General features: G+C 71.4%; 20 protein-coding genes and 1 pseudogene. 8 read left to right on the top strand and 13 right to left on the bottom strand.

The window, feature by feature from the left end; genetic code table 11:
- The first annotated feature begins 51 nt into the window (after positions 1-51).
- Positions 52-357 carry an antibiotic biosynthesis monooxygenase family protein gene (locus V2W30_RS01835; RefSeq protein WP_338693055.1) on the top strand — a complete coding sequence of 102 codons (306 nt, stop codon included), beginning with the start codon at positions 52-54 and terminating at the stop codon, positions 355-357.
- Positions 358-361: 4 nt separating this feature from the next.
- Here V2W30_RS01835 and V2W30_RS01840 read toward each other — a convergent pair.
- Positions 362-1,216 (bottom strand): annotated as a pseudogene (locus V2W30_RS01840) (IS5 family transposase).
- A 231-nt stretch (positions 1,217-1,447) separates the two neighbouring features.
- Between V2W30_RS01840 and V2W30_RS01845 the strand changes: the two are divergent.
- From V2W30_RS01845 to V2W30_RS01855, 3 genes are all read left to right on the top strand, one after another.
- On the top strand, positions 1,448-2,506 hold the full coding sequence (locus tag V2W30_RS01845) for a vWA domain-containing protein (protein WP_338693056.1): 1,059 nt from the start codon (positions 1,448-1,450) through the stop codon (positions 2,504-2,506).
- A gap of 291 nt (positions 2,507-2,797) precedes the next feature.
- Complete coding sequence (locus V2W30_RS01850) at positions 2,798-5,926, top strand: discoidin domain-containing protein (protein ID WP_338693058.1); 3,129 nt, start codon at positions 2,798-2,800, stop codon at positions 5,924-5,926.
- Between the two features lie 94 nt (positions 5,927-6,020).
- Complete coding sequence (locus tag V2W30_RS01855; protein ID WP_338693060.1) at positions 6,021-7,979, top strand: acyl-CoA dehydrogenase; 1,959 nt, start codon at positions 6,021-6,023, stop codon at positions 7,977-7,979.
- 12 nt (positions 7,980-7,991) lie between these two features.
- Here the strand turns inward: V2W30_RS01855 and V2W30_RS01860 are convergent, their stop codons facing one another.
- The 3 genes from V2W30_RS01860 to V2W30_RS01870 all read right to left on the bottom strand — a co-directional run bounded on the left by V2W30_RS01860 (position 7,992) and on the right by V2W30_RS01870 (position 10,334).
- Positions 7,992-8,306 carry a WhiB family transcriptional regulator gene (locus V2W30_RS01860; RefSeq protein ID WP_338693061.1) on the bottom strand — a complete coding sequence of 105 codons (315 nt, stop codon included), beginning with the start codon at positions 8,304-8,306 and terminating at the stop codon, positions 7,992-7,994.
- 84 nt (positions 8,307-8,390) lie between these two features.
- Complete coding sequence (locus tag V2W30_RS01865; protein ID WP_338693062.1) at positions 8,391-8,957, bottom strand: hypothetical protein; 567 nt, start codon at positions 8,955-8,957, stop codon at positions 8,391-8,393.
- A 123-nt stretch (positions 8,958-9,080) separates the two neighbouring features.
- A complete protein-coding gene (locus tag V2W30_RS01870; protein ID WP_338693064.1) occupies positions 9,081-10,334 on the bottom strand; it encodes an MFS transporter in 1,254 nt (417 codons plus the stop codon).
- 275 nt (positions 10,335-10,609) lie between these two features.
- Here V2W30_RS01870 and V2W30_RS01875 point away from each other — a divergent pair, with 275 nt between their 5' ends.
- Positions 10,610-11,605: an endonuclease/exonuclease/phosphatase family protein gene (locus V2W30_RS01875; RefSeq protein WP_338693066.1), complete on the top strand. Its 996-nt coding sequence runs from the start codon at positions 10,610-10,612 to the stop codon at positions 11,603-11,605.
- An 18-nt stretch (positions 11,606-11,623) separates the two neighbouring features.
- Here the strand turns inward: V2W30_RS01875 and V2W30_RS01880 are convergent, their stop codons facing one another.
- The 3 genes from V2W30_RS01880 to V2W30_RS01890 are packed head-to-tail and all read right to left on the bottom strand — an operon-like array spanning position 11,624 to position 13,658.
- A complete protein-coding gene (locus V2W30_RS01880) occupies positions 11,624-12,661 on the bottom strand; it encodes a PHP domain-containing protein (RefSeq protein WP_338693068.1) in 1,038 nt (345 codons plus the stop codon).
- Positions 12,662-12,668: 7 nt separating this feature from the next.
- A complete protein-coding gene (locus V2W30_RS01885) occupies positions 12,669-12,884 on the bottom strand; it encodes a DUF6479 family protein (RefSeq protein ID WP_338693070.1) in 216 nt (71 codons plus the stop codon).
- Between the two features lie 30 nt (positions 12,885-12,914).
- Entirely contained in the window at positions 12,915-13,658 is a 744-nt protein-coding gene (locus tag V2W30_RS01890) for a hypothetical protein (RefSeq protein ID WP_338693072.1), read from the bottom strand.
- A 298-nt stretch (positions 13,659-13,956) separates the two neighbouring features.
- On the opposite strand from V2W30_RS01890, the gene V2W30_RS01895 reads away from it, so the two are divergent.
- The 3 genes from V2W30_RS01895 (at position 13,957) to V2W30_RS01905 (ending at position 17,202) form a co-directional block, all read left to right on the top strand.
- Positions 13,957-15,282: a phosphatase PAP2 family protein gene (locus V2W30_RS01895; protein ID WP_425244467.1), complete on the top strand. Its 1,326-nt coding sequence runs from the start codon at positions 13,957-13,959 to the stop codon at positions 15,280-15,282.
- Positions 15,283-15,430: 148 nt separating this feature from the next.
- On the top strand, positions 15,431-16,600 hold the full coding sequence (locus V2W30_RS01900; RefSeq protein WP_338693074.1) for a ThiF family adenylyltransferase: 1,170 nt from the start codon (positions 15,431-15,433) through the stop codon (positions 16,598-16,600).
- Positions 16,597-17,202, top strand: a complete 606-nt coding sequence (locus V2W30_RS01905) for a GNAT family protein (protein WP_338693075.1) — start codon at positions 16,597-16,599, stop codon at positions 17,200-17,202. The genes V2W30_RS01900 and V2W30_RS01905 overlap by 4 nt, the downstream gene beginning before the upstream one ends.
- 74 nt (positions 17,203-17,276) lie before the next feature.
- Here V2W30_RS01905 and V2W30_RS01910 read toward each other — a convergent pair whose 3' ends face one another.
- From V2W30_RS01910 to V2W30_RS01935, 6 genes are all read right to left on the bottom strand, one after another.
- Entirely contained in the window at positions 17,277-18,179 is a 903-nt protein-coding gene (locus V2W30_RS01910) for an NADP-dependent oxidoreductase (protein WP_338693076.1), read from the bottom strand.
- 105 nt (positions 18,180-18,284) lie between these two features.
- Positions 18,285-19,349: a zinc-binding dehydrogenase gene (locus V2W30_RS01915; protein ID WP_338693077.1), complete on the bottom strand. Its 1,065-nt coding sequence runs from the start codon at positions 19,347-19,349 to the stop codon at positions 18,285-18,287.
- 46 nt (positions 19,350-19,395) lie between these two features.
- The gene (locus tag V2W30_RS01920) at positions 19,396-19,761 is read right to left on the bottom strand and encodes a MerR family transcriptional regulator (RefSeq protein WP_338693078.1); all 366 of its coding nucleotides are present in this window, start codon (positions 19,759-19,761) and stop codon (positions 19,396-19,398) included.
- A 63-nt stretch (positions 19,762-19,824) separates the two neighbouring features.
- A complete protein-coding gene (locus V2W30_RS01925; protein WP_338693079.1) occupies positions 19,825-21,330 on the bottom strand; it encodes a helix-turn-helix transcriptional regulator in 1,506 nt (501 codons plus the stop codon).
- Entirely contained in the window at positions 21,327-21,605 is a 279-nt protein-coding gene (locus tag V2W30_RS01930) for a hypothetical protein (protein WP_338693080.1), read from the bottom strand. The genes V2W30_RS01925 and V2W30_RS01930 overlap by 4 nt, the downstream gene beginning before the upstream one ends.
- A gap of 116 nt (positions 21,606-21,721) precedes the next feature.
- Positions 21,722-22,594, bottom strand: a complete 873-nt coding sequence (locus V2W30_RS01935) for an oxygenase MpaB family protein (RefSeq protein ID WP_338693081.1) — start codon at positions 22,592-22,594, stop codon at positions 21,722-21,724.
- Positions 22,595-22,617: the final 23 nt, after the last annotated feature.

The raw sequence follows: 22,617 nt of genomic DNA on the forward strand, positions 1-22,617 counted from the left end.
GGCGGCCATGATGGTGCCGAGTAACAGCAACTCCGACGAAGGCGGCATGACATGGCCTATGGCTACATCGGTTCGATGAAGACCCAGCCCGGCAAGCGCGACGACGTGGTTGCGATCCTGCTGTCCGGAGCCGATAGCCTCCGCGACCTTGGCTGCAGAAGCTACGTGGTGGGCCTGGCCGCCGATGACTCGGACACGATCGTGGTCACGGAGGTCTGGGAATCTAAGGATCACCACGACGCATCCCTGCGGTTGCCCGAGGCCAAGGAAGCGATCGCTGCCGCCATGCCCATGCTCACCGGCGAGTTCTCCAGTCGCGAACTGGTTGTCGCCGGCGGCCTCGGCGCTGGTGACTGATGCCTCATGGTTTGAGCCAGAGGAAGATGGCTGCGACATGGAGTGCGGCCTGACAATTCGTCGCGAGTTTGTCGGTACGCATGGCAATGCCGCGCCATCGCTTGAGCCGGTTGATGCAGCGTTCGACAGCGTTGCGGAGGCGGTAAGCATCACGATCGAGCGCGACCGGGCGGCCGCCGCGTGGGCCGCGGCGCTTCCGGTTGGCCTGCTGGTCAGCGGGTTCGGGGATGACCGCGCGGGTTCCGCGCCTGCGCAGGTGGGCGCGGATCGCCCGAGATGAGTAGCGCGGTCGGCGAGCACGGTGTCGGGACGGACACGAGGTCGACCGACTGGGCGCGGGACACGGGTAGCGGCCATGACACGCTCGAACTGCGGTGCGTCACCCGCTTGTCCGGCGGTGACTACGAATGCGATCGGCGGCATCGGCCGTCGGCGGCCAGGTGGACTTTCGTGCTCACTCCGCCGCGGGATCGGCCGAGAGCGTGGTCGTGCGGTTCACCGGCCGGAGCCCCCTTTTCGCGGCACCGGCGGCGTGCTGGGGGGCACGGACGACCGTGGAATCGACGCCAACAAGCCAGTCCAGATCGCCATCCACGTCCGCGCGGGCCTGCAAAGCGACGAGGACGCGGTGCCAGGTGCCATCGCGGGCCCAACGGGTGAACCGGTCAAACACCGTCTGCCAGGGAGGGCACTGGTCCGGCACGTCACGCCAGGCGAGGTTGTTCCGGTACTTGAACGCCACCGCGTCGATCACCCGCCGGTGATCCGTCCACCGCCCGCCCCGACGAGGCGTCCGGTCCGGTAGTAGCGGCTCGATCAGTCTCCAATGGCCATCGCTCAGGCCCCCACGAACAGTCACACCACACTAAAACGACCACCTGATCCACCAGCCACGGCCTAGGTGGACACGCTCGCTCCGGCCGTGGCGCGTCGGGGAAAGCCACCCGCCCTCGGAATTCCGGCGAATCCGCCGCCGGAGGTGGCGGCAACGGGATGGCCGGCCCGACCGGGCTCTCTCCAAGGGGCGTTGTCAGTGCCTCCCCCTAGAGTGAAAGCATCACTCGGGGAGCCTCGGAGGGGGAGCACAAACATGCCCGCAAAGAAGATCCGGCACAAGGTGAATCACGTCGCGCTGGTGGTCGACTGTTCGGGTTCCATGCGTCCGCACGAGAGTCAACTCATTCGCGTGGTGGACGAGTTCGTGGCGGGGCTGAAAGCGGAATCGGACAGCCTCGGTCACGAGACCAGGATCAGTCTCTATTCCTTCGACCACCGGGTCGAAAACCTGGTGTGGGACATGGATGTGAAGCATCTTCCGTCCATGCGCGGCCTGTATCAGGTCAACAACGGAGCCACCGCACTCATCGAGGCGTCACTCAAGTCGCTGGACGACCTGAGCCACATCTGGGAGGAGTACGGCGAGCACAGTTTCCTCCAGATCGTGGTGACGGACGGCGAGGAGAACGCGTCGGGGGGCGACAGGCGGCACGACGGCGACATGTCGATCCTGGGGCCCTGGCTCGACCGGATCACGGCGACGATGGGCGGCCTCCCCGGTCACTGGACGTCCGCGATCCTCGTCCCGAACTCCCTGGCCAAGCGCACCGCCCAGAACTACGGCTTCCCCGCGGGGAACATCGCGATCTGGGACGCCGACTCGCAGAAGGGCGTCGAGGAGGCGATCGGCACCGTGCGCGCCGCCGCGACGAGCTTCCTGCGAGGGCGGGAGCAAGGGGTGCGCGGCACGAAGAACCTCTTCGCCGTCGGGCAGGACATATCCGTCGACGACGTGCGGGCGAACCTCGAACCGATTCCGGCGGACAAATACCGGCTCCTCAAGGTCGACAAGGAGATCGAGATACGTCCGTTCGTCGACTCGCATCCGGGTGTCACCTACGAACGCGGCTCTTGCTACTACCAGTTGGGTGCCCGCGCCCAGGTTCAGCTGAACAAAGAAGTCATCGTCGTGGAGAAGGACACCGACCGCGCCTATACGGGCGACGCGGCACGCACCCTTCTGTTCGGCAGCGGAATTCAGGGAACCGTCTCCGTGAAGGCGGGGAACAATCCCACGTTGGAGGTGTATGTGCAGAGCCGCTCGGTGAACAGGAAACTCAAGCCGAATACGCGTCTGCTCATCATGCTGTGACGCATTCGCTACCCCGCCGGCGTCTCTGACGCAAGCAAGTCGAGGGCCGGGGACCGGGGCGAGCGTCGCGCGACGCGGGGCTCGGAGGCGACAACCTTCGAGCCCCGCCGTGACGGGGGAGACACGGCGGGGCCCAGCACATCGAGTGCCCCGGCGGCGGACCTTCAATCCCCCCGAGCAACCACGCAGGTCAGACCACTCTCGTCACACCCGTTGACGTCCACCCCACCGCACCCAAGAATGAGGCGCATCCCTCGTTGACAACGTTGTCCACCCAGAGAGGCCCACCTCGTGCCGCACGCACTTCCCCCGGTCGACCGCCGGAGGTTCCTCCAACTCATCGGCGTCACCGCCGCCCTGACGACTCTTCCCACGGCGCTCGGTTCCGCCTCGGCCCGGGCGGCCGACGGGACCGGCACTCCCCCGGACGCGGTCGCGGCGACGTACCACCGGGTGCTTCTCGACCACACCCACTGGTCCGAGACGCAGTGGGACGCGGCCCAAGGGGCGTACACCGGGAAGGACTTCGGTTTCGCCGTGGTGCTGGGCCATGCCGTCCTGCTCACGCACGGCACGTACGACGAGGGCCTCGCCGGAATCGACCGCGACACGCTCAAGCGGCGCACGCTCGCCACGCTCAAGCGGTTCGCCGCCACCAACCGGCTGACCGGCGGCACCGAGTGGGGTCGAAAGCTGTTCTTCGACACCACGTTCCAGTCGTACTTCGTGCTCGCCGCCCGCCTGCTGTGGGACGACCTCGATGCCACGACGCGCGCCCACATCGACACCATCACGCGCGAGCAGGCGGCCTACACCGACAAGTTGGGCACCGCGGACGACCCCGACTCGGGTGACTGGACGCCGAACGGGCTGGACGGCGGGCACGTCGGCGACACCAAACTGGAGGAGATGGGCCTGTACGCCCAGACCCTGGCCCCCGCCCTGGCCTGGGCTCCGGACGACGCGCGCCACGGGGCCTGGGCGGCCGCGTACGGGACGTGGTCGCGCAACGAGGCCGGGCTGCCGCCGGCCGATCTCGCCAACCCGGCCCGCGTGGACGGCGTTCCCGTGTCCGCCAACACGGCCAGGAACCTGTACGACACGTTCATCGTCGAGAACCACGGCTCGTTCGGCCCGCACTACCAGGAGGAGCTGTGGCGCACCTCCGGTCGTAACGCGGCACACTTCCTCGCCGCCGGGCGGCCGCTGCCCGAGGTCCTGACGAAGCAGCCCAACGCGCGACCGTTGTGGCGCACGCTGCTCGGTGTCATGAGCGATGCCGGTGAACCGCTGATGCCGATGGTCAACGACCGCGAGCATCTCTACGGCCGCGACGTGATCCCGCTCGCCTTCCTCGCGCAGGTGGCGGGCGACCGGGCGGCGGCGCGCGCGGAGCAGGAGCTCGCCGACCGGCTGGAGGCGTACCAGAAGTATCCGCCGGAGCACCGGATGGCCAAGTTCTCGGGTGAGCCGAAGTACGAGCCGGAGGCGCGCGCCGAGATCGCCATCAGCTATCTGCTCCACGTGTGGGCGGCGGCGGCCGGGCGGCGCGTGGAGCCGCTCTCGCGCGCCGAGTTGTTCGCCGAGGCGGCGGGCGTGACGGACTTCGGGACCGGCCCCGGCCTGGTCTCGCACCAGACGCCGGCGGCGTGGGCGGGCGCGGTCAGCAAGCCGGGCTTCGTGAAGTTCGCCTGGCAACCCGCTCACGACGACTGGCTGTTCCGGCTCAGCGGCGCGACACCGATGTTCCTGCCGACGACGGCGGGCAAGGTCCTCGGGCGGTCCGTGCGGCTGTACGAGTCCGTGCGCGACGGCTACGACGCGAGCGCGACCGTGCTGCGCCTGGAGAAGGGGCACGCGGGATTCGCGACGCTGCCGAGCGGCGCCGTCGTCTACGCGACCACGGGCACCGCCGTCGGCGAGGGCCACGTGGAGATCCACAATCTGACGATGCCGGGCATGGCGGGCCTCGGCGGCTCCCGCACGTACCGGTGCGCCGAGGGCGAGGTCTCGGTACGGGCCAAGGACCTGTCGCCCGCCTCCGGTGCCGCCCGGGTCGACGACATCACGTTCACCCCCACCACGGTCCGGCACGTGCGCATGCTCGGGGTGCGCCCCGATCCGTCGTACGGGTACTCGCTGTACGCCGTCGAGGTGCGCGACGGCGCGGACGGCACCGACCTCGCCCGCGGGGCGGCGGCCACGGCGTCCTCGTACGACACCGGCAAGGCGCCGGGGCTCGCGGTCGACGGTGACGCGGCGAGCCGCTGGGCCGTGTCGAAGGCGCAGCGGCAGCGCGCCGACAGCTGGTGGGCGGTGGACCTCGGTGCCGCGCACGAGATCGACCGGGTGACGCTGCGCTGGGAGGCGGCCGCCGGGCGCGCGTACCGCGTGCAGGGTTCGGCGGACGGCACGGACTGGGTCGATCTCGCCGCGTGGCCGACGCCCGCGGTGAGCAGCCGCGGTGGCTGGCTCGATGTGGACGGGCGGGCCGGGTTCGTGGTGCGTGGCGCGGATCTGCCGATCACGGTGTTCGACGACACGATCGTCCTGGCCGACGGGCCCGCCGCGCCGGTCGTGGTCGAGGGCTTCCCCGGCGCGTCGGTGTCCGATCTGCGCGCCCACGCGGACGCCTCCGCTCCGACGGCGGACCACGACGCGGTGCGGGCCGCGTTCACCGACGACCACCTGAGCCTGTTCAACCTTTCGGACGACGCGGTGTCCGCGCGGGTCGAGCTGCGGCAGCGGGGGTCGCGCACGGTCTGCTTCGAGGGCGTGCAGACGGTGACACGGGACGGGGTCGTGTACGAGGCGGAGCTGGGCGCCGCGCAAGCCGTCGTCCTCGCCCCGCGCGTCACGCTCACTCCGCTGTCGGGCGGCGCGCTGCCGGCGGGGCTGCGGGTCCACGTCGTGGACGGGGCGACCGTGCGCCTGTCCGGCGCCGCCTGCCGGGTCCGGGTCGCGGCACAGGGCCGCGACACGGTCGCGGTGGTCGGGTCGGGCCGCCCGACGACGGCCACGCTGCGCGGCGCCGTCGCCTACCCCTTCGACGATCTGGCGCTGGGGCGGACGGTGTTCCCCACCAGTCCGCTGCCTGACGGCATGTCCGATCCGGCGGCCGCGGTGGACGGCGACCCGGACACCGCGTGGACCCCCGGTCCTGACGGGCGCCTGGTCGTGGACCTCGGCGCCGTGCGACCGGTCGGGCGCGTGGAGGCCGCGTGGACCACGGCGGGCGCGCCGCAGGCCGCGGTGGAGTTCAGCGAGGACGGATCCACGTACCGCTCCGCGGGCCGGACCGGCGGCCGGGGGCGGCTGCGCTCGCTGACCACCGAGGGCTCGGCCCGCTACGTGTCCTTCGAGGTCACCGGTACCCCGCGGGCGGGAGCCCGGCTCGTGCGGCTCTCCGTGCGCGCCTGACACCCGACGCCGGGTGCCCGTCACGATTGCGCCGGTGGCGGGCACCCGGCACGGACTTCGCTTGGCCGCTCCGGGGACGGGGTAGCTGGCCACCATGGTCAACGACACCTCTGCACCCCGGGGCGGCCGCGCGCGGCCCGATGTCGACGTCGACGCGCTGCGCACGATCCTCGACGGCGAGTACGCCACGATCCGGGACCTCGTCCGCACGAACCTGGTGACGCACGCCTCCGTCCTGGAGGACGCCGAGGAACTCGGCATCGACGCGTTCCGTGAGCGGGTGCGCGAACTGGTCGTCGAGCTGGCGGCGACCGGCCAGACCGGGATGGGCTTTCCCGAGGAGTACGGCGGCGGGGGCGACATCGGCGCGTCCATCGCCGCGTTCGAGACGCTCGCGTTCGGTGATCTGTCGGTGCTGGTGAAGGTCGGCGTGCAGTTCGGTCTGTTCGGCGGGGCGATCCTGCAACTCGGCACCGAACGCCATCACGCGGCCTATCTGCCGGATCTGATCACCGGGCGGCTGATGGGCTGCTTCGCGATGACCGAGACCGGACACGGCTCCAACGTCCAGGCGCTCGGCACGGTGGCGACCTACGACGTCGACACCCAGGAGTTCGTTCTCACGACGCACGGCGACGCGGCCCGCAAGGACTACATCGGCAACGCCGCCCGCCACGCCGAACTGGCCGTCGTCTTCGCTCAGTTGCGGGTCGGCGACCGGTCCGAGGGGGTGCACGCCTTCGTCGTGCCGATCCGGGTGGACGGGGCGGTGGCGCCCGGTGTCCGCATCGAGGACGACGGCCGCAAGATGGGGCTCAACGGCGTCGACAACGGCCGCATCTGGTTCGACGAGGTGCGGGTGCCGCGCGAGGCGCTCCTCAACCGGTTCGCCGACGTCTCCCCCGACGGCACGTACGAGAGCCCGATCGAGAACCCGGGCCGCCGCTTCTTCACGATGCTCGGCACGCTGGTGCAGGGGCGGGTCAGCGTCGGCGGCGGCGCGATCAACGCGTCCAAGGTGGCTCTGGCGATCGCCGTCAAGTACGCCCTGCGACGGCGCCAGTTCGAGACGGCGTCCGACGGCGAGGAGCAGCTCCTCCTCGACTACGGCATGCACCAGCGGCGCCTGTTGCCGCTGCTGGCACGGACGTACGCGCTGCACTTCGCGCAGGACGTGGTGCGCACCGATCTGCACAAGGTCCTGTCCGGCATCGAGGACGACGAGCAGACGCGGCGAGAGCTGGAGTCGCGGGCCGCCGGCACCAAGGCGCTCGGCACCTGGCACGCCACGCGGGTCATCCAGGAGTGCCGCGAGGCGTGCGGTGGCGCCGGGTATCTCGCGGTGAACCGGTTCGCCGCCCTCAAGGCCGACAGCGACATCTTCACGACGTTCGAGGGCGACAACCACGTCCTGCTCCAGCTTGTCGCCAAGGGCCTGCTCACGGGGTACGCGAGCGACTTCGAGGATCTCGACCAGCTCGGCACGGCCCGGTTCGTGACCGGTCTCGCGGTCGAGACGGTGATCGAGAAGACGTCGGCGCACAAGCTGCTGGAGCGGGTGCGCGACCTGCTGCCGGGCGGCGACGAGTGGGACCGGGAAGCGGGGCTGCTCGACTCCGAGTACCACCTGGCCATGCTGCGTTTCCGCGAGGAGCACCTGCTCGCGGGGGTGGCCCGGCGGCTCAAGCGCGGGGTCGAGCGGGAGGGCGGCCCCGGCGCCGTCTTCTCGCGGGTGCAGGACCATGTGATCGCGGTGGCCCGTGCGCACGTCGAGCGGCTGGTCCTCGAGGCGTTCGTCGAGAAGCTGCGGAGCGTCCCCGACGGGGGCAACAAGGAGGCGCTGGGGCTGCTGTGCGACCTGTTCGCGCTGTCGTCGATCGAGGCCGACCGGGCGTGGTTCATGGAGCACGGCCGGTTGACGGTGCAGCGGTCCAAGGCGATCACACGCGAGGTGAACGACCTGTGCCGCCGGGTCCGGCCGATCGCGGACGCCCTGGTCGACGCCTGGGGCGTCCCGCCCGAGATGCTGCGCTCGCCGGACCTGGTGGGGTGACGGGGCGCCGGGTCAGCCGGCGCGGGCGGTCCGGCCGTCGGCGCCGGACCGCTCGTGGTCGGTGCGCGCGGTCTCCAGGAGGGTGCGCCAGGACGTGACCGTGGGGCGCCGGCGCAGCAGCGCCCGGCGCTCGCGTTCCGTCATGCCGCCCCACACGCCGTGCTCGATGCGCTCGTCCAGGGCGTGGGACAGGCACTCGGTCCTGACCACGCACGCGGCGCAGATCCGCTTGGCGCCGGACTGGGCCGCTCCTTCGACGAACAGCTCCTCCGGGTCCGCCGTGCGGCACGCCGCTGCTTCCCACCACGAGCCCTGCCTCTCGGCCATGACCCAACCCCCGTCGCTCTCTTGCCGGTTGATGCTGCCAGTTGGCGGGCGACTGTACGGCACTCCCCCGCTTCGAGCAGCCCATCACCACTGGTTGAACAGCGAGTGACGGTCGGAGGGTTCCTCGGAGCCGCTGTCGCGGGGGCCGGAGCGCAGGGCGTCGTCCATGGTGTGCAGGCGCCGGTCCTGGAGGTTGCTCATGTAGGTCATCCAGCCGATGAACAGCACGGTGAGGACGGAGAATCCGATGGTCTGGCGCGGTCCCGCCGTGAGGGCCGTCAGTACGGTGATCGTCACGAACATCAGCGCCAGGAAGACGAGCGCGGCCTTGCGGTGGCGCGTGCGCCGCAGGCGCTGGTCGACCAGTTCGCGCATGGCCCGGCGTTCCTCGGGATCGGTCGGTACGTCACCGGTGCGCAGCCTGCGGTCGAGCGAGACCAGGCCGTCCGTGCTTCCGGCGGCCCGCTTCTCCCTGCGGCGGATCGCCAGGGTGACGCCGACTCCGCCGAGCGAGATGACCACGACGCGGGCCAGGGTCGCGAGGAACGAGCGCCCCGGGTAGAGCAGTTGGATCAGCAGGGCGGCGACGACGATCGACAGCGCCGTCTGTGCCCACAGGTTCTTGGCCAGAAAGTTTCTGACGCGTTCCATGTCCGCCCTCCCGAGGCTCCCACCGGCTCTTCGACGCCGTACGGGTACCCCCGGCGCGCGGCAGGACACCCAACAAGGTGGTGCGTCAAGGGAGTTGGGGCCCGGGTGCGCCGGGCCCCGAGGTCATCCGTTCGCCGCGGCCCGCGCCGTCTGCTCCGGCTGCCCTGTCTGCGCTGCCCGGTCCGACTCCTTCGTGACGGATACGGCGCGGGAGGCGGCCGGCTCGGAGGGGTCGCCGCCCCGGTCGATGCGGCCGCTGATCACGGCGAGGACCAGACCGGCCACGGCGAGGGCCGCGCCGGCCAGGTTGGGTGCGGCCCAGCCCCAGCCGGCCGTGATGACGAGGCCGCCCAGCCAGGCGCCGCCCGCGTTGGCCAGGTTGAAGGCCGAGTGGTTGGAGGCGGCGGCCATCGTCGGCGCGTTCTTCGCCTTGGCCATCAGCAGCATCTGGACGGGCGTGGTGATGAGCGAGCCCATGGCGCCGATGAAGGTGATCGTCAGCAGGGCGGGCACGGTGCTGTGCACGGTGAAGTAGAACGTCACCAGCGCCGCGGCGAGCAGGACGAGACCGCCGTACAGCGTCGGGCGCAGGGCGCGGTCCGTGAGCGGTCCCGCGAGCAGGGTGCCGACCGTCATGCCGACGCCGTACAGCGCGAGGACCAGGGTGGTGGAGGTGTCCGAGATGCCGGTCAGGTGCGTGAGCATCGGCACCAGGTAGCTGTAGACGGCGAAGAATCCGCCGAATCCGACGACGGCCGTGGCCAGGCCGAGGACGACCTGCTTGTTGCCCATGGCCCGCAGTTCGTGCCGGATCCCGGACTGCGCGCCGCGTGGCTGGTGGGGCACGAAGGCGGCGATCGCTGCGAGGGCGACCAGTCCGATCACGGCGACGGCGTAGTAGGCGGAACGCCACCCGAGGTGCTGCCCCAGGGCCGTTCCGAGAGGTACGCCGACGATGTTCGCGACGGTGAGACCGAGGAACATCTTCGACACGGCGCGCGCCGCCCGCTCGGGGGCCACGAGCCGGGAGGCGACGACGGCGCCCACACCGAACAGCGCCCCGTGCGGCAGACCCGCGATGAAGCGGGCGGCGAAGAGCGTCCCGAAGTCGGGGGCCAGCGCCGACGCGGTGTTGCCCGCCACGAACAGCGCGGACAGGAGCAGCAGCAGCCGCTTGTGCGGGATCCGCGCGCCGATGCCGGTGAGGACGGGGGCGCCGACGACGACACCGAGCGCGTACGCCGACACGAGGTTGCCCGCGTGCGGCACGGACACGTCGACGCCGTCGGCGATCTGGGGCAGCAGCCCCATCGTGGCGAACTCGGTGGTGCCGATGCCGAACGCGACGACAGCCAGGGCCAGCAGAGCCAGCGGCATGGTGGAGAGAGACCTTTCGAAGACAGCGGTCCCGCGGGGACGGGCGGACGCGGGCAGCGGGCCATGAGGGAGGACATCCCGCCCCCACGGCCTCGCGCGGAGCACTTCGGCCCGCACGGCCCCGGAACAGGGCAGACCCACTACGGGTCCAGCCTCGGTGTTCCTCCACGCATTCCAGAAACCGGGCGCCTGTTTCGTGATCTATGTCATGCGCCGGCAACTGTTCTTCGCCTCCGGTCGTCCTGGGTGACGTGGGCAGAGGGAGGCGCATCGCGATGACGTCGGCGGACGAGGGCGGGCCCGGTACGTCCGCGCGGGCGGGCCGGTGGATACGTCCGGGTACATCGAGGTGGACGCGCGGCCGGGTGCTCGCCGCCGTGGCCCTGGTCACCGCAGCTCTGCTGGCGTTCCCGGGGCTGGTGCCCAACGCGGTGGGACGGCTGGGGAGCCTGCTGGAGGCGTTTCTGCCGTGGCTCGGCCTGGTGGTACCGGCGTTGGCGGTGTGCGCCCTGCTGCGCCGCTCGGCGACCGCTCTCCTGGCGCTGCTCGTGCCGGTGGCGGCCTGGGCGTACCAGTTCGGGGGTCTGCTCCTGCCCGCCGAGGACCCGGGGCGGCCGGGGCTCGATGTCGTGCAGCACAACGTGAGCGACGAGAACACCGACCCCGCGGGCACGGCGCGCGCGCTGGCCGCCGCGGGGCCCGAACTCATCGCGCTGGAGGAACTGTTGCCCCGGGACCTGTCCGCGTACCGCGAGGTCCTGGCCGCCGACTACCCGTACCACGCGGTGCGCGGCACGGTCGGTCTCTGGTCGGCGTACCCGCTGAGCGGGAGCCGGGCCGTGGACATCAAGCCGCGCGCGATCGACGAGGCGTGGAGCCGCGGGCTGCGCTCCGTGGTCCACGCGCCGGGCGGGGAGATCGCGGTGTACGTCGCGCACCTGCCGTCGGTCCGTGTCACGGCGACCGGATTCGCGTCCGCGCCGCGGGACGAGAGCGCGGGGCTGCTCGGGAGGGCGATTGCGGCCGAGCCGGTCGGCACGGTGGTCCTGCTCGGCGATCTCAACGGCACAGTCGACGACCGCGGTCTCGATCCGCTGACGTCCCGGTTGAACGTGTCCCACCGGGGCTTCGCCCTCAGCTTTCCCACGGCGTTCCCGCTGGCCAGGATCGACCAGGTGATGGCCCGCTCGGCGACGGTCGGCCGGATCAGGACGCTGCCCGCCACCGGCAGCGACCATCTGCCGGTGGCCGCGCGGGTCACGCCCGTCTGATCGCGCGGGCGCGGCAGGTCACGCGGTCCGGCCCTGTGCGCGCTTGCCCCGTGTCCAGTCCAGGAGCCGGTCGACGGGCCAGGTCGTCACCACGTCGTCCACGGGTACCGCGCACTCCTCGGCGCGGGCGCAGCCGAGGATCTGCCAGTCCAGCTGGCCCGGCGCGTGCGCGTCGGTGTCCACGGAGAACAGGGTGCCCGCCGCCACGGCGCGGCGCAGCAGCCTGCGGGGCGGGTCGAGCCGTTCCGGCCTGCTGTTGATCTCCACCGCGGTGCCCGCGGCGGCGCACGCCGCGAACACGGCGTCGGCGTCGAACCGCGACTCGGGCCGGCCCCGCCCGGTGACCAGCCGCCCGGTGCAGTGGCCGAGGATGTCGGCGCGGGGGTTGCTGACCGCGGCCACCATGCGGCGGGTCATCGCGCCGGCGTCCATGCGCAGTTTCGAGTGCACGGACACGACCACGACGTCGAGCCGGTCGAGCAGTTCGGGCTCCTGATCGAGGGAGCCGTCGTCGAGGATGTCGCACTCGATGCCGGTGAGCAGCCGGAACGGTGCCCAGGTGGCGTTGAGCGCGGCCACCGCCTCCAGTTGCTCCCGCAGCCGCTGCGGCGACAGCCCGCGGGCGATCGTCAGTCGCGGGGAGTGGTCGGTGAGCACGGCCCACTCGTGTCCGATCTCCCGGGCCGCGCGGCCCATCTCCTCGATGGGGCTGCCGCCGTCCGACCAGTCGGAGTGCAGGTGGCAGTCGCCGCGCAACAGGGCTCGCAGCGCCGTGCCCGCGTCTCCTTCGAGGAGCGGCGTCCGTGCCTCTTCCTCCAGCCGTTCCAGGTACGCGGGTACCTCGCCCGCCCAGGCCTCGCGGATCACGCCCGCGGTTCTGGGGCCGATCCCCTTGAGCGCTTCCAGGGAGTTCTTGCTGACGCGCTCGGCGAGTTCGGTGTCGCTCAGCCCGGCGACGATGCCCGCGGCCGTGCGGAAGGCGCGTACGCGGTAGGTCGGGGCGCGGCCCCGCTCCAGCAGGAACGCGATGCGTTCCAGCGCCCGCACGGGGTCCATCGCCGGCTCACCGGGGGTCGTGGTCGGGGTCGTCGGGCTCCTCCCACGAGTCGGCGCGCGGCTGCGGTGTCTGCGGCGGGTCCGGGCGCTGGGCGAGGCGGCGCCTGCTCGTCCACAGCAGGACGAGCAGGGCGACCACGATCAGGACGCCGATGACGGTGAAGAACATGGCGGTGCCGCTGCTCGCGGCGAGCGTGTCCGCCCGGACGGGTGAGGGGCTCATGAGCGGCTGTCCTTCCGGCCGACGGTGCGATCAGCCGTGCTGCCCCTTAGGGGCCGACGAGGAGGTCCTCGCCCGCGGAACAGGAGCGCACGACCACACCATCGTCCCCGCGGCGCACGACGTGCGCACGTCCAGCGCCGCCGACCAGGGGGCCGCCCCGGGCTCGTACGTGATCAGCGTGTCCTCGTCGAGTGCCACCCCCTCGCGCACGTCGCCACGGGCGACCGCCGCGATCAGGCGGGGCAGGGTGCCCCACTGGGCGGCGTGCACGTCCACGGTGAACGGGACGAGCCCGAGCCCCGGCGCGACCGTCACGTCCTCCAGGTCCTCCGCGCTGTCCGGCGGGCAGACCGGGACTCCCCCGTCGAGCCAGCCGCCGACGAGCGCCGTCCGGGCGGCGAGCGCGGCACCGGCGGAGAACCCGGCGTACGGCAGGTCCCTGCGGCCGATGAGGTCCACGAGTTCGTCCGCGCGCGGGGCGAGTGCCTGCTGGTAGGCGGGGGTCAGGCCGCCGCACACGAGGACGGCGTCCACCGCGTCCAGAACCGACGGGTCGAAGCGGGAGCCGATCGGGACGGGCAGCGCGACCGGCACGCAGGGCGCCGCCTCGGTCAGGCGCCGCGCGTAGCGGGCGAACTCCTTGTCGACCTCGCCGTCGCCCTCGTCGAGGACGACGCAGCCGATCCGTGCGTGCGTCCCCGCGTCCCGCAGGAAGCCGGTGAAGACGTCCGCCGAGCGCCAGCCGCCCCCGATGAGATGTCTGCGCGCGCCCATGTTCCCGTCCCCCCGTTCCCGCGGCGTCCCCAGGCGGACCCGCACCGGCTCGGCACGTTAGAGGGCGCGGCGCGTGACGTCGACGGAATTTCGCCGCGCCGGTCGACGGGCCGTCCCGTGGCAGACCGGCTCACCACCTTCCGAGGTGCCTCTACCTGGCAGACACGGCCCCGCTAGCATGTTCGAGCCCAGAACGATCACCTAGATCAGCACTTCTCACGGGAAGTTCACCCAGAGAGTGCGCCAAATATCCCTTTTCTAGACACTCTCTAGAGACTTTCCCCGATAAGTCAGGCCATTGAGAACCACACCACCCCGAATACCTACGCCCGGTCGGCGCGGCCTGTGGGCCGCGGCGGGGCTCGTGACCCTCGGATTCTTCGTCGTCCTCGAATACGCGGCGCGCCGCTACGGCGAACCGGGCCCCCTCACCGTCGAAGCGCGCGAGGTGATCTTCGCGCCGCATTCCGGACCGCTACTGTACGCGGGCCTCGCGCTGACGATGGTGGTGCTCACCTGGCGGCAGCGTTTCCTCGCCGTCGGCGCGGCGGTGGGCATCGATGTCGTCTTCTGGCTGGTGCGGTGGGCCGTCGGCGCCGACATGAACTTCGGCAACGGCGCGCTGTGGGTGATCCTGGGCTGCGCGGTCGTCGCCGTCACCCGCCGCACCGGAGCCGAGCGTTCCCTCCTGCTCAAGGGGTCCGGGCTCGGGCTCCTCCTGGTGTTCGGCCACAAGACGGGCGACACCTGGCTGCTCATCACATCGAAGACCCGGCCGACGGTCCTCGACCCGTACGTGGCCACCGTCGACCACGCGCTGGGCAACCCGTCCTGGCTGGTCGGCCGCTTCATGGAGGCCACCGGTCCGCTCAGCGGCCATGTCCTCGGCGTGGTCTACGGGCAACTCCCGCTGGCGGCCGCGCTCGTCGGCCTGTACCAACTGCGCCACGTGGGCATCGAGCGGCGCTTCCCGGCCCACCACCTCGTACGGACCTTCCTGGCCATCGGCCTGATCGGCCCGGCCGTCTACATGCTCTTCCCGGTGGTCGGACCGCTGTACGCCTACGGACCCGACGGCGGGAGCTGGGCGGTGGCGGACCTGTGGCCGCACACGGTGCCGCCGATCGCCACGCACGCGATCCCGTTCGACGAGATCACACCGCGCAACTGCATGCCGAGCCTGCACACGGCCTGGGCCACGTCCCTGTTCATCCACTCCCGCGAGGGCTCACGCCTCATGCGGTACGCGGGTACGTTCTGGCTGGTCGCCACCCTGACGGCGACGCTCGGCTTCGGCTACCACTACGGCGCGGATCTCATCGCCGGTGTGGTGTTCGCGCTCACGGTCGAGGCCACCATGCGCGCCGTGGCGCGCGGCTGGGACCGGTCCGCCACCCTGCTGGTGAGCTACGGATCGATGGTCTTCGCCCTGCTGCTGGTGTCGTACCGCTTCGTCCCGCGGCATCTGGCCGCCCACCCGTGGGTGTTCGGACCGCTGCTCGTCCTGGCGATGGCTTCCGTGATCCACATGTACGTCCGCACGATGAAGCTGTGGGACCCGAAGGCCGCGGTCACCCCGCAGCCGACATCGCGGCCCGCGGACCCGCATCCCGAACTCGCGTGAGGCCTCGGCCCGTTGCGCCCCGGTCGAAGGGACGGGCCCGCGCGCGACGGGCCGATCGGCCGCGGTGAACACCCGCGCGAGTGTTCGGTGACACGCGGCTCCTGCCGCAAGGGCTTTCCAAGATCGTTCGCTGCTAGCTTGCGGCCTCGTGATCATTTCTGATGCTTCCGCCCGGGACGACGCGTCGTATCCCGCTCCGGAACATGAGCCGGAGGACGTCTGTCGTCCCGTCCTCCTGCGTCTGTCCGAACCCTCTGACCTGGCCCGCTTCGACGACCTGATCGCTTCCGGCGCCGTCCGGGAGACACATGACCGCATCGACGACCAACTCGTCGAACTGGTGCGGTGCCTGCACCCCGGTGACGCGCTCCGCGGGGCTCGGCTCGACGCCGCCGTCGACGCGGTGTGCGCCGGTGCCGAGCGGCGACGGTACGGCACCTGGGTCTGGTACCCGTGGTCGCGGCGGCTGGTCCACGTGCTGCCGCGGGACCAGTTCCGCCGGGTGCGCACCGACCGCAACCGCGACAAGATCAGCGCCACGGAACAAGACCATCTGCTCGGCCGCCGGATCGGCGTCGTCGGTCTCTCCGTCGGCAACAGCGCCGCGCTGACCTGCGCCATGGAAGGCGTAGGAGGATCGTTCCGCCTGGCCGACTTCGACCGGCTCGGACTGAGCAATCTCAACCGACTGCGGGCCGGCGTGCACGATCTGGGCGTCCCCAAGACCGTGCTCTGCGCACGGCAGATGTACGAGATCGACCCCTATCTCGACATCGAGGTGTGGCACGAAGGGCTCGACGAGAACACCGTCGAGGAGTTCTTCGGCGACGCCGCACACCCTCTCGACCTGCTGGTCGAGGAGTGCGACACACCGTGGGTGAAGGCCGCCGTGCGCGAGTGCGCGCGGGCCCGTCGCGTCCCGGTCCTCATGGACGCCAACGACCGCGGGATGCTTGACGTGGAGCGTTTCGACGAGGAGCCCGGCCGTCCGCTCTTCCACGGCAGGGCCGGTGACCTCACGGCGCGGGACATCCGGGTTCTCGACCCGGACGCCGCACTCGCCTTCCTGCTGCGGGTCTGCGACGAGAGCCGGCTGAGCCCCGCGATGACCGACGCGCTCGGCAGGATCGGCCGCACCCTGTCCAGCTGGCCGCAGCTGGCCAGCGGGGTGATGCTCGGCGGCGCGCTCGTCACCGACACGGCCCGCCGCGTCCTGCTGGGCCGTCCGGTGGCGTCGGGCCGCTACTACGTGGACCTCGACGAACTCGTCGGCCGCCCGGAGCGTGCCGCGCTCGAACCCGCCGGAGTCGCGTCATGAACCATCTGCCCGAACTGCACGGCGAACGGCTCTGGTTGCGCGAGATGCGCGCCACCGACCTCGCGCCCTTCGAACGCATCCACACCCACCGCGTCCTGACCCGCTATCTCGGCATCGACCGGATGGACGCCCGCCAGGCCCAGGACGCCTTCGCCCAGTGCCTCGCCCAGCCGTACACGCATCCCCGGCGCAGGCACACCCTGGCCGTCTGCGCGCCGGGGGACACGACGATGGTCGGCACCATGGCGCTGCTCGTCGAGGAGTACGGGCGCAACGCCATGCTCACCGGTCTCGTCCTGCTGCCGGACGCTCCGGTCCGCGGCCACGGCCACGAGGCGGGCCGGCTGCTCATGGCGTACGGCTTCGGCCGGTTGGGACTGCACCGGATCTGGGCCGGCCACCGGGTCGACCACGTCCGGATGCGGGAGGTGATGCTCGCGGCGGGGCTGCGCCCCGAGGCCACGCTCCGCGAGCTGTTCCACACCCAGGGGGCGTGGCACGACGTCACCACGTATGCGGCTCTGGCCCATGAGTGGATCCCGCAGGCGTCGCGGGCCGAGCGGGCCGTGCTGAACGGTGGCGAGGCGCTGGTCCACGCCTGAGCCGCCCGGCTCTGAACCGCCTTGACCGGCTTCGGACGGGTGGGGCCGGGGTGTTCGCCGCCCGGCCCCACCCGTCAGTCGACGACCAGGACGAGCTTTCCGCGCACCCCGCCGCGTTCGCCGACGCGGTGGGCCTGCGCGATGTCGGCGAGCGGGAAGGTCCGTACGGCCGGGGGCACATAGCGCCCGGTCTCGATCAACGCGCCGATCTCGTCGAGGACATGGACCGCGCGGCCCGTGTCTCCGCGGCTGAAGCGCACGTCGTGATCGCGTGCCCCGGCGAAGTCGGCGAGCGTCACGACGTGCTCCGGACCGCCCGCGAGGCCGATGAGGTCCGGGAGCACGCCACTTCCGGCGACGTCGAGGGCGAGATCGACGCCGTGCGGCGCGAGCGCGCGGACGCGGTCGACGAGGCCCTCTCCGTAGGCGACGGGCTCGGCGCCGAGGCTCCGCAGATAGTCGTGGTTGGCGGGGCCGGCGGTGCCGATCACCCGGGCGCCGCGGGCCGCGGCGAGCTGGACGGCGGCGCTGCCGACGCTGCCCGAGGCGCCGTTGATCAGCACGGTGCTGTCGTGAGAGACGCCGAGCTGGTCGAGCGCCCGCATCGCCGTCTCCAGGGCGGCCGGCAGGCCCGCGGCGGCGGCGAAGTCGAGGGACGGCGGGATCGGCGCGTAGTGCGACAGGACCGCCGACTCGGCCTGGGCCGCGCCCTCTTCACTGAAGCCGAACACGCGGTCGCCGACGGCCACGTCGTCGACGCCCTCGCCGAGCGCGTCGACGACGCCCGCCGCCTCGTGACCGAGGGTCTGCGGGAGTTCCTCGTCCATCAGGCCCTGGCGCTTCTTCCAGTCGCTCGCGTTGACACCGGCGGCCCGCACCGCGATCCGGATCTGGCCGGGACCCGGGTGAGGGACGGGGAGGTCGACGATCTCAAGGACCTCCGGCCCTCCGAAACGGCTGAAGCGGGCTGCCTTCACGATTCACTCCACTCTGGTAAGCGGTCCGGTGCGCGGATTCGGTGTGCGCACCGGCTCTGAGCTCACCGTACGTACCGTCGTGAACGTCGCACTCGTGGACCGTTGTCACCGCTGGTCGTGGTCAGCGGCATCCGACCACTCGATCCCCGGCCCCTGGCGCCAGGGATCGAGGGCGTGCTTGCCGTGGGTCCGGCCCGCTTCGAGTCGCCGCAACACCGCCGGTCCCTCGGCCAAGGGGTGGACCTGGGGGGAGCCGGGCGGGTAGACGCCGTGGGCGATGAGTGCCTCGATCTCCACGAGCAGAGCCTCGTAGAGGGAGGGGGCCGCGGTGGCCAGGGCACCGATGTGCAGGCCCTTGATCTGCACCTGATGGGTGAAGATCAGGTCGTGCGTGTCGAGTGTGGCGTCGCCGGAGGCGGCGCCGAACACGACGACGCGTCCGGTGAAGGGTTTCGTCACCGACAGGCTGACCTCGAACGTGGCGTGTCCCACCGATTCCAGGACGAGGTCGACTCCGCCGGTCAGACGGTCGATCTCGGCGGCCAGATCGGGACGTCGGCCGTCCAGGACCTCATCGGCGCCGAGCGCTCTGACGGTGTCGTGCTTGGCCGGTGACGCCGTGGCGATCACGCGCGCACCGTAGTGGCGGGCGAGACGGACGGCGGCCTGCCCCACGCCTCCGGCCGCGGCATGAACGAGCACCACGTCACCCGCTGCGATCCGGCCCAACGGCTTCAGTGCCGCCAGCGCGGTCGCCCAGTTCAGCACCAAGCCGAGAGCCTCGGCGTCGCTCCAACCGGACGGCACGGGAAGCACGCCCGCGGACGGCATGGTCATGTACTGCGCGAAGGCGCCCGGTCCGACCCCGACGACGTGGGTGCCGAGCGGGAGTGGGCGATCGACCTCCGCGCCGACGCCCACGATCTCGCCGGCGGCTTCGAAGCCCGCCACATAGGGCGCCTGCGGGCCTCCGTCGTACGTGCCACGGGCCTGCATGACGTCCGCGAAGTTGACCCCGGCGGCGCCGACGCGGATCAGGTACTCGTCAGGCCCCGCGGCGGGTCGGCGGTGATCGGTCACGAGGGTCAGATCCTTCGGCCCCCGCCGCGACCGCTGGACCAGTACGCATACCGTCTGCTCAGCGGCGTACCGCTGTTCGTTGATCTCCATGCGCCGAACGTAGGAGTCTGACACTTGCGTCAAGGTCAAGCGACTGTCAGGGATCAGTCCGGCGGGCCTCTCGCAGGTAGACGTCGAGTGCCGCCTGCTGCTCGCTGAGAACGGCGATGCGTGCGGCGAGTCGGTCGCGGTAGCTCCGCACCTCGTGCAGGAACTCCGCGCACACCGCATCCGTGCCGGCACCGGCTCCATCGGTAAGGCTGGGCAGAACGTCCCTGATCAACCGCACGGGCAGCCCGGACTCCAGCAGCGAGCGGATGACGAGCACCCGGTCGACCGTGGACCGGCAGTAGTCGCGGAACCCGTTGCCGCAACGCCCGGGAACGATCAGGCCCTCGTCCTCGTAGTACCGCAACGAACGCGCACTCACGCCACTGATCCTGGACGCATCGCTGATCCTCATACCGGGAGCCAACGTCCCGATGCTCCGCGCTCTTCCTGCCGGTGGTGGTTCGTGTCGGCCGGGTCAGTCGTCGGCGTCGTGCTCCGGGTCCTCGCCCGCCGTGTAGACGTCCTTGACCTTGACCTCGGAGACGGCGCGCCCCTCCGGGAAGACGCGGCGCCAGTCGCCGATCACGTGGAGTTCGTCGGTGCCCATCGCACGGACCACGGTGAGCCCCTCCTCGTGAGCCTTGAGCGCCTTCATCCAGAGGTTGGCGAAGGCCTGCGAGCGGATCAGGTGCATCCAGTCGGGGCGGTACAGCTCTCGGTTGTAGTTCGACTCCCCCATCGTGGAGACGAACTTGGAGTACATCGCCTTCACGTACTCCAGCGTCACCTCGTCCTGTTCGGCGATCGCGGTGTCACGGGCGTCCTTGAGCGCGATACGGAACTTCTCCAACAGGCCTTCCGTCGCGCCCGAGGTGAAGGACTCGTGGATCTCGGGCGGCTCGCACAGGCCGTACTTCGGACCCGACAGGCGCTGGAGCAGCCGCAGCGTCGGCTCGGTGACCCACAGCGGGCCCGGTTCGTCGCGCTGTCCGAGCGGGTTCGGCAGCACCGCGTCGTGGTCCCAGTGCGACGGCGTGATCAGGTGGACGCCGGCCCGGCGCCGGTCGTGGTCGAAGCCGGTGGAGTGTTCCAACTGGCCGATCGGCAGATGCGTCTTGAGGGCGGACAGATAGGCGCCGTTGATGTCGAGCGCGGTCACCTCGTGCTCACCCGGCGGCAGTTCGGGCCGGGTCCACCTGGGGCGGGCCTCCCACACCTGGTCCGCTCCCCGCGCTGTCTGCTTCTTGAGGATGTCCGGCATCCAGGGGTGCGCGATCACGTCGTAGCGCCCGCCCTTGCGGGTCTCGTCAAGCAGCGCCATCGCGTCCGGGATCGCCTTCTTCACGAGCGCGGCGGTCGCGGCCTCGACGTCGCCCTCGTGCGCGGCGAGTGCGGCCCGGACGGCCTGCCCGATGCGGTCGCCGGGCGCGGCGGCGGGCTGGAACGCCCGCCGGGTGGGCGGCTTGGGCCGCTCGGATGCGCGGGACGGCCGCTCGTCGACCCGCGGTTCCGGGGACGGCGGGGCGGCGGGTTCGGGGTGGCAGTCCGCCGGGTCCAGGTGCTGGGGGAAACCGGCGACGCGCTGCGGTGCCGGGTTCCCGCACAGCACGCACGGCTCCGGCGTCGCGAGCGTCTCTACGTCGTCCGGGTCGTCCGGGTCGTCCAGGTGCGCAGCCGCGGGCTCCGGCACGGGTTCTGGTTCCGGTACTGGTTCCGGTTCCGGTACTGGTTCCGGCTCCTGGATGACCTTCGCGGCGAGGCCGTCCAGGAGGTACGCGTACTTCGCTCGGGTCTCCGCCGCCGGGTCGCGGCCCGCCTCCCACGCGCTCACGGTCGCCGGGCTCACCCCGAGCGCCCGCGCCACCTGGACCTTCGACAGGCCCGCCAGTTCCCGCAGTTCACGCCGCACCCCCGGTGCGGGGAGTTCGGCCTCCGGGACGACCGAGGCCAGGAGGGAGTCGATCGCGTCGAAGTCGCTCATGCGTCGGCCACCTTCCGCTTGGCCCTGCGGCGATCCGCGAGCGCGGGCGTGACGGTCTCCTTCACGCGCTGCTCGCCCCAGCCGGTGATCTGCGCGGCACGCCCGATCCTGCCGTGCACCGGGCGCCCGGTCAGCGGGTCCCTGGCCAGGTACACGCGGAGCGCGGCGGCGACCCGCTCCTCCGCGGCCCGCAGCTCGGCCACCGCGTCGACGAGTCGCCCCTCGCCGTCCACGGACGCGTCCCTGTCGGTGTCCGTGCCCGATTCCGTGCTCATGCCCGCGTCCCTGTCTCTGCCCGCCATTCGGCCAGCATCGCTGTTTCCACGGCCGAGTTCAATTTCTTGACCGTCAACGGTCCGTGTCGGGTGAGGAGACGGTGCACGCGCGCCTGTCAGCTCTCTTCGTGCGGTACCGGGCAGCCCTGCGGGAACGTGCCGAGGTCGGGTATGCGGTAGCCGTCGGGGTAGCCACGGACATTGCCGCTCTGGCGGGCGTAGCGCGGGGTGCGGCGCGGGGGCAGCAGGCGGATGACGCGGCCGCGCAGTCGCATGCCCCGGCGGACGGCGCGTTCGAGGGCGGCGGGCGGGTCGTCGTAGCCGAACGCGGAGCGCAGCGGGGCGTCCATCAGGCACAGGGACGCGGTGCGCATCAGTGGGCCGAGCGGGCCGGGGTACCAGGAGGACATGAGGTCGAGCGTCGCTTCCGACACGGCGCGGCCGCCCTCGTCGAAGGCGAAGTGGCGGCGCTCGTACGCCTCCATGTACGCCTCGAACTCGTCGTACGTGGCGGGGATGTCCTGGATGTTCATGCGCTTGCCGAGCGCGCGGTAGTAGTTCGTGGCGGCGCGCACCTCGTGGCGCGAATAGGGCCGCCAGCCGTAGTCGTCCATCCAGCGCTTGGGGACGACGACGAACGTGGACAGGACGTAGAGGTAGTCGTCGTTGGAGATGGCGTACGCGCGGTGCATCTGGTTCATCCGGCGGATCGCCTCGCGGCCCCGCGGCGAGTCGAGGCCGTGCTCGCCGGGAGCGTCCAGGATGAGCACGGTGTCGTCGTAGCGCTTCTGCGGCCGCGCGGTGAACTCCCCTGTCTTGCGGAGCAGTTGACCTATGCTGGGCACGGCGTACGTGCGGTACAGGGCGAACCCGAGGGCCTGCATCGTGTCCCACGGGAACTCGTGGGTGGAGCTGATGCGGTAGATCTCCTCGAAGTCCCGCTCGGGATCGAGGTCGAGGATCCGCCGGATCCAGTGGTTGCGCTGCATGGTCGTCCTCCCCCGCGGCCGGC

This window comes from Streptomyces sp. Q6 (assembly GCF_036967205.1).
Classification (GTDB): Bacteria; Actinomycetota; Actinomycetes; order Streptomycetales; family Streptomycetaceae; genus Streptomyces; species Streptomyces citrinus.

Coding starts and splice junctions, on each gene's coding strand:
- V2W30_RS01835 (WP_338693055.1), top strand. CDS start 52: ATGGCCTATGGCTACATCGGTTCGATGAAGACCCAGCCCGGCAAGCGC.
- V2W30_RS01845 (WP_338693056.1), top strand. CDS start 1,448: ATGCCCGCAAAGAAGATCCGGCACAAGGTGAATCACGTCGCGCTGGTG.
- V2W30_RS01855 (WP_338693060.1), top strand. CDS start 6,021: ATGGTCAACGACACCTCTGCACCCCGGGGCGGCCGCGCGCGGCCCGAT.
- V2W30_RS01860 (WP_338693061.1), bottom strand. CDS start 8,306: ATGGCCGAGAGGCAGGGCTCGTGGTGGGAAGCAGCGGCGTGCCGCACG.
- V2W30_RS01865 (WP_338693062.1), bottom strand. CDS start 8,957: ATGGAACGCGTCAGAAACTTTCTGGCCAAGAACCTGTGGGCACAGACG.
- V2W30_RS01870 (WP_338693064.1), bottom strand. CDS start 10,334: ATGCCGCTGGCTCTGCTGGCCCTGGCTGTCGTCGCGTTCGGCATCGGC.
- V2W30_RS01875 (WP_338693066.1), top strand. CDS start 10,610: ATGACGTCGGCGGACGAGGGCGGGCCCGGTACGTCCGCGCGGGCGGGC.
- V2W30_RS01880 (WP_338693068.1), bottom strand. CDS start 12,661: ATGGACCCCGTGCGGGCGCTGGAACGCATCGCGTTCCTGCTGGAGCGG.
- V2W30_RS01885 (WP_338693070.1), bottom strand. CDS start 12,884: ATGAGCCCCTCACCCGTCCGGGCGGACACGCTCGCCGCGAGCAGCGGC.
- V2W30_RS01890 (WP_338693072.1), bottom strand. CDS start 13,658: ATGGGCGCGCGCAGACATCTCATCGGGGGCGGCTGGCGCTCGGCGGAC.
- V2W30_RS01905 (WP_338693075.1), top strand. CDS start 16,597: ATGAACCATCTGCCCGAACTGCACGGCGAACGGCTCTGGTTGCGCGAG.
- V2W30_RS01915 (WP_338693077.1), bottom strand. CDS start 19,349: ATGGAGATCAACGAACAGCGGTACGCCGCTGAGCAGACGGTATGCGTA.
- V2W30_RS01920 (WP_338693078.1), bottom strand. CDS start 19,761: ATGAGGATCAGCGATGCGTCCAGGATCAGTGGCGTGAGTGCGCGTTCG.
- V2W30_RS01925 (WP_338693079.1), bottom strand. CDS start 21,330: ATGAGCGACTTCGACGCGATCGACTCCCTCCTGGCCTCGGTCGTCCCG.
- V2W30_RS01930 (WP_338693080.1), bottom strand. CDS start 21,605: ATGAGCACGGAATCGGGCACGGACACCGACAGGGACGCGTCCGTGGAC.
- V2W30_RS01935 (WP_338693081.1), bottom strand. CDS start 22,594: ATGCAGCGCAACCACTGGATCCGGCGGATCCTCGACCTCGATCCCGAG.